General features: G+C 73.1%; 9 protein-coding genes. 7 read left to right on the forward strand and 2 right to left on the reverse strand.

Annotated elements, in window-relative coordinates:
• Positions 1 to 18: 18 nt before the first annotated feature.
• From ACYVKX_RS16740 to ACYVKX_RS16770, 7 genes are all read left to right on the forward strand, one after another.
• Positions 19 to 417, forward strand: a complete 399-nt coding sequence (locus ACYVKX_RS16740) for a hypothetical protein (RefSeq protein ID WP_460834743.1) — start codon at positions 19 to 21, stop codon at positions 415 to 417.
• The gene (locus ACYVKX_RS16745; protein WP_460834746.1) at positions 414 to 1,475 is read left to right on the forward strand and encodes a glycosyltransferase family 4 protein; all 1,062 of its coding nucleotides are present in this window, start codon (positions 414 to 416) and stop codon (positions 1,473 to 1,475) included. Before ACYVKX_RS16740 ends, ACYVKX_RS16745 begins: the two co-directional genes overlap by 4 nt.
• Positions 1,472 to 2,311 (forward strand): lysophospholipid acyltransferase family protein, encoded by an 840-nt coding sequence (locus ACYVKX_RS16750; RefSeq protein ID WP_460834749.1) that lies wholly within the window; start codon positions 1,472 to 1,474, stop codon positions 2,309 to 2,311. Before ACYVKX_RS16745 ends, ACYVKX_RS16750 begins: the two co-directional genes overlap by 4 nt.
• Positions 2,304 to 4,529: a hypothetical protein gene (locus ACYVKX_RS16755; protein WP_460834752.1), complete on the forward strand. Its 2,226-nt coding sequence runs from the start codon at positions 2,304 to 2,306 to the stop codon at positions 4,527 to 4,529. Before ACYVKX_RS16750 ends, ACYVKX_RS16755 begins: the two co-directional genes overlap by 8 nt.
• Positions 4,526 to 5,776: a lipopolysaccharide biosynthesis protein gene (locus tag ACYVKX_RS16760; protein WP_460834754.1), complete on the forward strand. Its 1,251-nt coding sequence runs from the start codon at positions 4,526 to 4,528 to the stop codon at positions 5,774 to 5,776. Before ACYVKX_RS16755 ends, ACYVKX_RS16760 begins: the two co-directional genes overlap by 4 nt.
• Positions 5,773 to 6,927, forward strand: a complete 1,155-nt coding sequence (locus ACYVKX_RS16765) for a CDP-glycerol glycerophosphotransferase family protein (protein WP_460834757.1) — start codon at positions 5,773 to 5,775, stop codon at positions 6,925 to 6,927. Before ACYVKX_RS16760 ends, ACYVKX_RS16765 begins: the two co-directional genes overlap by 4 nt.
• Before the next feature lie 164 nt (positions 6,928 to 7,091).
• Positions 7,092 to 7,844, forward strand: a complete 753-nt coding sequence (locus ACYVKX_RS16770) for a hypothetical protein (RefSeq protein WP_460834759.1) — start codon at positions 7,092 to 7,094, stop codon at positions 7,842 to 7,844.
• A 57-nt stretch (positions 7,845 to 7,901) separates the two neighbouring features.
• On the opposite strand, the gene ACYVKX_RS16775 is transcribed toward ACYVKX_RS16770, so the two are convergent.
• Positions 7,902 to 8,354, reverse strand: a complete 453-nt coding sequence (locus tag ACYVKX_RS16775; RefSeq protein WP_460834761.1) for a MarR family winged helix-turn-helix transcriptional regulator — start codon at positions 8,352 to 8,354, stop codon at positions 7,902 to 7,904.
• A 26-nt stretch (positions 8,355 to 8,380) separates the two neighbouring features.
• Positions 8,381 to 8,635: hypothetical protein (locus tag ACYVKX_RS16780; protein WP_460834763.1), on the reverse strand; the 255-nt coding region annotated here is incomplete at its 5' end.

Raw genomic sequence — 8,635 nt, forward strand, 5'->3', positions numbered from 1 at the left:
CACCGTCGCGTCGTACCCGTGACGACCCTGCTGGTCGGGGTCGTCGCGCTGCTGGCGCTGCTCCTCCCCGGCCTCCGCGACCAGCTCGCGCTCTCCGCGACCCACCGGCAGCAGGAGTACGTCGCCCTCTCGTTCGCCCGCGGCGACGACGGCACCGTCGCCACCTGCGAGCGGGCGCGTGGCCGGCTGCGGGTCGGGTTCGTCGTGACCAGCGCGCTCCCGGAGGCCCGCGAGCTCGGCTACGTCGTGGCCGTCGGCGACTCGGAGGTCGACGGCCGCGTCACGGTCGCGCCCGGCGAGTCCGCCGGGGTCGCGCGGGTCGTCCCGCTGCCGCGGGAGCGGCGCTTCGACGTCGAGGTCCGGCTGCCCGCCGAGGACCGCCGGATCCGGGCCCACTGCGGGGGAGCCGGGTCGTGAGGGTCGCCGTCGTCACGCCTCGCTTCCCGCCCGACCCCGGCGGGATGGAGCAGTACGCCGCCTGGGTCGCTCGCACGATGCGCGACCGCGGCCACGAGGTCGTGGTCGTCACCACCGGCCGGCGCGCCGGCCGGAGCACCTACCAAGGCCTCCCGGTCGTCCGGCTGGGCACCTGGCTCACCGTCTCCAACACCCCGGTCAACCCGTTGTGGGCCATCCAGCTCCGTCGCCTCCTGCGGGGCGTCGACGTGGTCAACGCGCACGCGCCGGTGCCGGGGCTGGCCGACCTCGCGGCGTACCTCTCGCCGGCGCCGGTCGTCCTCACCTACCACTCCGGCTCGCTCGCCAAGGGCGGCCGGGTCGACCCGCTGCTGCGCGGCTACGAGCGGGTGGTGCTGCCGCGCGTCTTCCGGCGCAGCCGGGCGCTGGTCGCCGTCTCGCCGGTCTCGCTGGCCCACGCAACCGGCCGCGCCACCCTGATCCCTCCGGGCGTGGACGGCACGCTGTTCCATCCGGCCGGTGAGCCGCGCGAGTCCCGCGTCCTCTACGTGGGGCGGGTCGAGCAGAGCTCGCGCTGGAAGGGCCTGCACGTGCTGGTCGACGCACTGCCCCGGCTGCGCGAGCGGCTGCCCCGGGTGCGACTGGAGGTCGTGGGCGACGGCGACGACGTGGTGCCGCTGCAGAAGCGCGCGGCCGACCTCGGCGTCGCCGACGTCGTCGACTGGGCCGGCCGGCTCGACCACGCCGACCTGCCCGCGCGCTACCGCCGCGCGGGCGTGACCGTGCTGCCGTCGCTGACCGAGTCCGAGTCGTTCGGCATGGCGCTCGCCGAGGCGCTGGCCTGCGGCTGCCCGGTCGTCGGGTCGGCCGTCGGCGGCATCCCGTTCGTCGTGCGCGACGGCGTCGACGGGCGGCTGGTGCCCCCGGGCGACGCCGCGGCGCTGGCGGATGCGCTGGGCGACGTACTCACCGATCCGCCGCAGGTCGAGACCGGCCGGTGGGGCTGGGACCGCCGGATCGAGGAGACCGTGCGCGTCATCGAGGAGGCAGTGGCATGAACGCCGAGAAGACGGTCGCCCGGCTGCGCGCGCGGGTGCCGACCCCGTTGCTGCCCGCCCTCTGGGACGCGCGCGCCCGGCTGGCCTGGCGGCGCGAGGCGGTCCGCGAGGACGCCCGCGAGCAGATGCGGTTCCTGCTCGAGCACAGCCGCCCCGACGCTGACCTCGACGAGGTCGCGCACGCCTACGTCCGCTACCAGGCCCGCCGCGGCGAGCTGCGCTGGCACCCCGAGCTGCTGCTCGGCCTGCGCGTCGAGGGCATGGAGCACATCCTCGCCGCCAAGGCGCAGGGCACGGGCGTGCTGCTCAACTTCGTCCACCACGGCTACTACGACGGCGGCTTCCCGTCGATCGCGCGCCTCGGCGCGCCCGGCCACATCGTCGTCTACCCCTACATGCTCGAGCCGGACGCCCCGCTGTGGCTCCGGCAGCACGTCCGGATCGGCTCCGCCAACGGCGGTACGGCGGTCAGCGCGGCCATCGGCACCGAGGGCCTCGTGGGCCTGCTCGAGCAGAACCAGGTGGTCGCGATCGCCTCCGACGTCCCGGGCAGGACGCCGATCAAGCTCTTCGGCCGCGAAGTGCTCGGCTCCTTCGGCGCCGCCCGGCTGCCGATGGCCACCGGCTCCCCGGTCGTCGTGATGACCTCCGAGGAGGACGGGCAGGGGCCGTACATCCGCCTGCACGAGCCGCTCCAGCCGGGTGACTTCGAGACCCCGCAGGAGCTGCTCGAGGCGATGTTCGCGATCCACGAGGAGGTCGTGCTGCGCTCGCCCGAGGCCTACGACCTGCCGCTCTCCCGCTGGGCCCTCGACGGGCAGGGCACCGGTGGGTGACCGCGAGGAGGCGACGCTCGTCCTCGACCTCCCCACCTACGTCGACGTCACCCCGGCGCGGACGAGGCGCCCGTCGCTGCGGTGGCCGATCACGGCGCTCGTCGCCGCGCAGGCCGTGGTCGCGCTCGACCTGGACGTCCCGGTCCTGCGCGCCGCGATCGCGCTGGTCACGTTCGTCGCGCTGCCGGCGTACCTCCTGCGCCTCAAGGCGCTGCGGATGCCCTACGCCTTCGGCCTCGCGCTGCTGGGGCTGATCGTCGGCGGGCTCGCGCTCGACACCGCGCTGCCGTGGGTCGGCATCGACCGGCCGCTCGCGCCGGCACCGCTCGCCGTCGCGTGGCTGGGCGTGAATCTCGGCCTGCTGCTCTGGAAGCGCGACGTCCCGCTCCCGAGGCCGCGCCTGCGCCCGATCCTCGACGCCCGGTTCACGCTCGCGCCGACCCTGGCCGCGGTGTCGCTGCTGCTGTCCGTCGCGGGCGCGATCCGGCTCAACAACGGGGCGAGCGGGGTCGTCGCCGTCGCCGCGGTCGTGGCCGGCGGCGCGGCCCTGCTGGCGCTGCTGGGGTCTCGACGAGCCCGACCACTGACGCACGACCTCTGGGTGATCGGGATGGTGGCGGCCGGGCTGCTGCTCGCGACCTCGCTGCGCGGCTGGTACGTCACCGGCCACGACATCCAGGCCGAGTTCCTCGCCTTCCGGCTCACCGACGGCGCCCAGAACTGGGACCTGGCCGCGCTGCCGAGCGCCTACAACGCCTGCCTGAGCGTGACGATCCTGCCGACCGTGCTCGCCCAGGCGACCGGGCTGTCCGGGCAGGTCGTGTTCACCGTGCTGCTGCAGCTGGTGTTCGCGAGCGTGCCGGTGCTGACCTACCTCCTCGCGCGGCGGTTCGTCCCGCGCCGGCTCGCCGTGGCGGCCGCGATCCTGACGATCGCGTTCCCGACGTTCTTCACCGACATGCCCTATCTGGTGCGCCAGGAGATCGCGTTCTTCTTCCTCGCGCTGATGCTGCTCGCGGCGACCGAGCACCCCCGCGCCAGCCACCGCTGGCGGCTGCTGGTGTTCGCCTTCGGGCTCGGCGTCGTGCTGTCGCACTACTCCACGACGTACGTCCTGCTGATGGCGCTGCTCGCCGCGCTGATCGCGTCGACGATCCTCCGCCGCGGCGAGAGGTCGCCGACGGTGCTGGTGCACCCGCTGATGATCGCCGCCCTGCTCGGCAGCACGCTGCTCTGGGCCGGCCCGATCACCGGCACCGGCGGCCAGGCCCGCGAGGTGATCGGCGAGACGATCCGGTCGATCACCGGTCAGTCCGACGGCGGCCCGAGCTCCTCGGACACGTCGTACTGGCTGCTCTCCGGCGAGGAGACCAGCCCCCGCGAGCGGATGGACTCCTACGTCGCCGCCACCCTCGACTACCGCGCCGGCGAGATCCCGCCGGAGCTCCAGGTGGTGCCGAACCCCGGCTCCGAGGTGACCGAGCCCCGGCTGCGCGAGGTCGCCGCGACGCCGGTGAAGCTCGCCGCCGCGCTGGTGATGCAGGCGCTCCTCTTCCTCGGCCTGGTCTGGCTGCTGCGCCGGCGCCGGTCCTCCGGCCTCCCCCGGGAGATGGTCCTCCTCGTCTGGGGCTCGATGGCCGCGCTCGGCCTGATCGTGACCGTGCCGAACCTGTCCGTGGAGTACGGCGTGCTGCGGGCCTTCCAGCAGACGCTGCTCGTGGTCGCGCCGGTGATGGCGATGGGCATGTGGATGGGCATTGCGCTCGTGCTGCGCAGGCCGGCGCTGACGGTTGCCTTCTCCGCCGTCGTGCCGGTGGCGCTGCTGCTGGTGCTGGCCGGCACGCAGCAGCGGATCGCGCTGGCGAACGCCGGCACCTACTTCGACCGGTTCTACGTCACCGACTCCGCGATGCGCGGCATCGAGTGGCTCGGCGAGACCGACCGCGTGGACAGGGAGAACGAGCGGATCATCGCCAACCGCAACGTCAACGTCCGCCTGCTCGGGCTCAGCGGCAACCGCGCGCCGGTCTCGGACCGGCTGTTCCCGACGATGCTCTCGCGCGACGGCTACGTCTTCGTCGACGGCCAGATCCTCGACCGGGGCGAATCCACGGTGTTCTGGACCGGAGACCTGCTCACCTACCGCTACCCGGTCGACGTCCTCGACCGGAGGCTCGACCTGCTCTACGACGCACCGCAGGCCCGGGTGTACCGGTGAGCAGGCTCCTCTCCAACTCCCTCCTGGTCTTCGCCACGACCGTCCTCATGGCCGGCGCGGGCGCGGTCTTCTGGGTGATCGCGGCCCGGCTGGCCGAGCCCGAGGAGGTCGGGCTGGCCGGCTCGCTGGTCGCGGCCGGCGACGCGCTCGCGCTGTTCGCCCAGCTCGGCCTGAACATCGCGATCGTCCGCATCCTCCCCGGGAGCTCGCGCAGGGCCGCGGACGTGATGACGGCCGCGTTGGTGGTCGTCGGCGCGGGCGCGCTCTTCGCGTTGGCCTACGCGCTGCTGCTGCCCGTCGCGTCGCCCCGGCTGGCGGACGTGCTCACCTCGCCGCTGGCCATCGCGGCGTACGCCGTGCTGGTGGCCGCCACCGCGCTCAACGTGCTCACCGACAGCGTGTTCCTCGCCGTCGACCGGGTCTGGTCGTTCCTCCGGCTCAACGGCGTGCTGCTCGGCGTCCTCAAGTGCGGCCTGCCGTTCCTGCTCGCCGGCGCCGGCGCGTTCGGCCTCTACTCCTCGGTCGGCCTGGCCGTCGCCGTCTGCGCGATCGCGAGCCTCTGGGCGATCCTGCGGCACCTGCCCGGCCCGCGCCGCCCGCGCCCGTCGCCGGAGCTGCTCGCCAACCGCGGCTTCGCCGCCGCCGGCTACGTCACCTACGTGCTGACCGTGCTGCCGCTGCTGGTCTTCCCGCTGGTCGTGGTCAACGCGCTCGGCTCGGCCCAGGCCGGTGCCTACTTCATCAGCTTCCAGGTCGCGATGCTGCTCAACGCGGTCGTCCTGGCCGTCGGCAACGCGACCTACGCCGAGTGCGAGCGCGCCACGACCGGACGCCGTGCGCTGGTCCGCCGCGGCGGGCTGCTGCTCGTCGTCGGCGGGGCGCTCGGCTGCGTGGCGATGGTGCTGCTGGCGCCGTACCTCCTGGCGATCTTCGGCGACCACTACGTCGACGAGGGCACCGCCACGCTGCGGGTGCTCGCGCTCGCGTGCGTCGGGGCGGCCGTCAACTACTGGGGCATGCTGCGGCTGCGGCTGGCGGCCAACCTGGCGCTGATGATCGGCGTGCAGCTGGTCAGCACGATCGTGATGCTCGTGCTCGCCGTGTCGCTCGCCGACCGCGGCACGATCTGGGTCGCGGCCGCGTGGGGCATCGGGCACGCCGTCGGCGGCCTGCTCGGGTGGCTCGCCACGGCGACGTTCGCGCGCTACGCCGACGACGCCCCGGAGCGGGAGTTGGTCGGCGCGTGAGGAACCTCGCCCTGACGGTGGTGCTCGGCACCCTCCGCGTCGTGCTGCGCGCGCTGTCGCGCGTGGTGCCGCAGTCGCGCTCGGTCGTCGTCACGGCGTACCCCGAGACCGAGGGCAACGGGGTCGAGACCGCGCGCGCCCTGGTCGAGCGGTACGCCGGACGCGTGGTCTGGCTGCGCGACCGGGGCCCGGTCCCGGAGCAGGTGAGCGCGCTGGCCGACGGGGGGATGGTGCTGCTGCCGAAGGCCTCCCTGCGGGGGCTGTGGGCCTACCTGCGCGCCGAGGCCGTGCTGTTCACCCACGGGCTCTACGGCAGCCCGCGGCCGGTCGGCCGCAAGCCGGTGGTCAACATCTGGCACGGCGACGGCCCCAAGGGGATCAGCCCCGAGAAGGACGCCGGGGGACTGATCCACAGCACCTTCCTCGTCGGCAGCACGCCGCTGTTCTCGCACCTGCAGGCGGCGACGTTCGGGATCCCGGCGGACCGGGTGGTGCTCACCGGCAACCCGCGCACCGACCAGCTCTGGCGCGAGGTCCCGCGCGACCGGCTCGAGCGCCTCGGCATCGCCGGCGGCTTCGTCGTGTGGATGCCGACCTTCCGCCAGGCCCGCGCCGTGGGCGCGATGCGCACCAGGGGCGGCCCGGTAGCCGAGGACCGCGCCGGCCTGCCCGAGCTCGCCGCCGGGCTCCGCGCGCTCGGCCTCCAGCTGGTCGTGAAGCCGCACCCGATGGACGCCGACCGGCGTACCTGGCCCGGCGCGCTGACCGTCGACGAGGCCGCGCTGGCCGAGGCCGGCGTCACACTCTACGAGCTCCTCGGCGCGTCCGCCGGGCTGGTCACGGACTACTCCAGCGTGTGGGTGGACTACCTGCTCACCGACCAGCCGATCGCCTTCCTCGTGCCCGACCGCGACAGCTACGACCGCGACCTGCTGCCGCCCGACGTGCTCGACTGGGTGCCGGGCGAGGTCGTGGACCTGTCCGCCGAGCCGTTCCGGGAGTTCCTCGCCGACCTGGCCGCCGACGGCCGGCTCGGCGCCGAGCGGCGGCGCGCGGTCGCGACGCGGATCGGTCTCAACCAGACCGCGACCTCCGCCGACGACCTGGTGACGGCGCTGGAGAAGGCCGGCGTCCTGCGGCCGGCCCAGTGATCCCGTCAGCAGGCGATCGCCTGCTGACGGGATCGCTAACCACTCCCAGGGACGTGACCACGCGTCGGAACCAGCGAGTCCCGATGCGCGTCCGACAGGCACAGCGGCGGGTTCACTGAGCCTGCTCGGACGGGAGGACCACGATGCCCAACACACTTGTGGCCGTGACTGCCACGGTGGCAGCTCTTCTCCTCGCGGCTGGCTGCAGCGGTTCCCAGGAGGCCGGTTCCCAGGAGACTGAGAGTGCGTCATCGACGATGCCGGTCGTGACGAGGCCCGCGTCATCGTCGCAGATCGACGCCGCGGTCGTTCGCGGTCGATCGGCATACGACTTCGCCCAGACGAAGTCCGTCACGGAAGCCTCGCAGAAGGCATCGTCGGTCCTTGCCGGAGAGGTCGTTGGCTGGTCTGACGGTCGCTCGACCGTCGAGTCCGACGGAGCGGGATACGAGGACATCGCCCGCACCGCGGTGCTCACGGTGAAGGTCACGAAGTCCTACGCGAACTCAACCGAGCGTGCCGGAGATCTCGTGTACGTCGAAGTGCCGCGCGGGGGCGAGATCCTGGTGAACGGCGAGCCTCCAGAGGGTACGACCCCGGTCCTGGCAACCATCCCCGAACTGACGAGTGCGGTCCCGGCGGGCACCCCTGTGATCCTCCTTGCGAACCCTGCCCGGTCGAGTGCCCGACTCGCGGAGGACACCCCGGGGCTCGTGGTCCGGGGTGAGGGAGAAGGGCTTCCGGCGGGGGCGACGCTCCTCGGCCCGACCATCCAAGGCCTGCTGTTCAGAGACGGGAACGGCGCCTTCTCCAGTGGACTCGCGGACGGGGAGGGGGACTGGGGCTGGCTCCCGGCGAGCAAGGCCCGCACAGACGGCTACGAGTTCCTGATCGCCGAACTCGACCAGATCGGGTAGCGGTCGCTGGCGGACTGTCGCGCCTGCACTTCCCCCTGTCGCGCACGGAGGGAGGGCCTATGCGCCGCCGTCGCCGTCGCGCAGGGCATGGATCATGCTCTGCAGGGCTCGGAACGCGTCTGACTGCTCGGCCCCGGTCATGCCGGACAGCATCTGGACTTCTACGGCCCGCACGACCGCCGATGCCTTCGCGCGACTTCGCCGGCCCCGGGGGGTGAGCCGAGCCGGAAGGGCCTTGCCCACGGGCGCCTCTGCGGGCCTCGTTACGTAGCCGTCTCGTTCCAGGGCCCGGAGCAGCACGTTCATCGACTGCCGTGTCACGAATGCGCCCCGCGCGAGCTCGGAGTTCGACAGGCCCGGCCGCTGTGCCAGCAGCTCGAGGCAGGAGTAGTGGGTCACGCTCATCCCGAGCGGCCGTAACGCTTCCTCCATCGCCGTGCGCAGAGCACTCGATGCCTCTTTGAGCAGGTAGCCCAGCGACGTCTCCAGGTCGATACCGTCTTGACTCATGTCAGTATTCTGACATAGATTGGTTGTCAATAGAGGTTGCGCCGGTAGGGGGCGCCGTCGCGAGCGTCGCGAGGGGCGGGCGCTGGCAAGGCGCGGTCGCGAAGGCCCTGTGGATCCATCGTCGAGCGGCCGCAACGCAGCCAGGGCGCGTCCATCGCGGCGCGCAGCAGGCGATCACCTACCGGCGGAACCTCCAAGCTGACATCTAAAAAGGGGCTCTCCTGACTGATCCGTGGGTCATATCCGGCCGGGGAGGACAGGCTTGTGGCCGCCGAGGTTGA

It is taken from the genome of Nocardioides hungaricus, assembly GCF_054782915.1.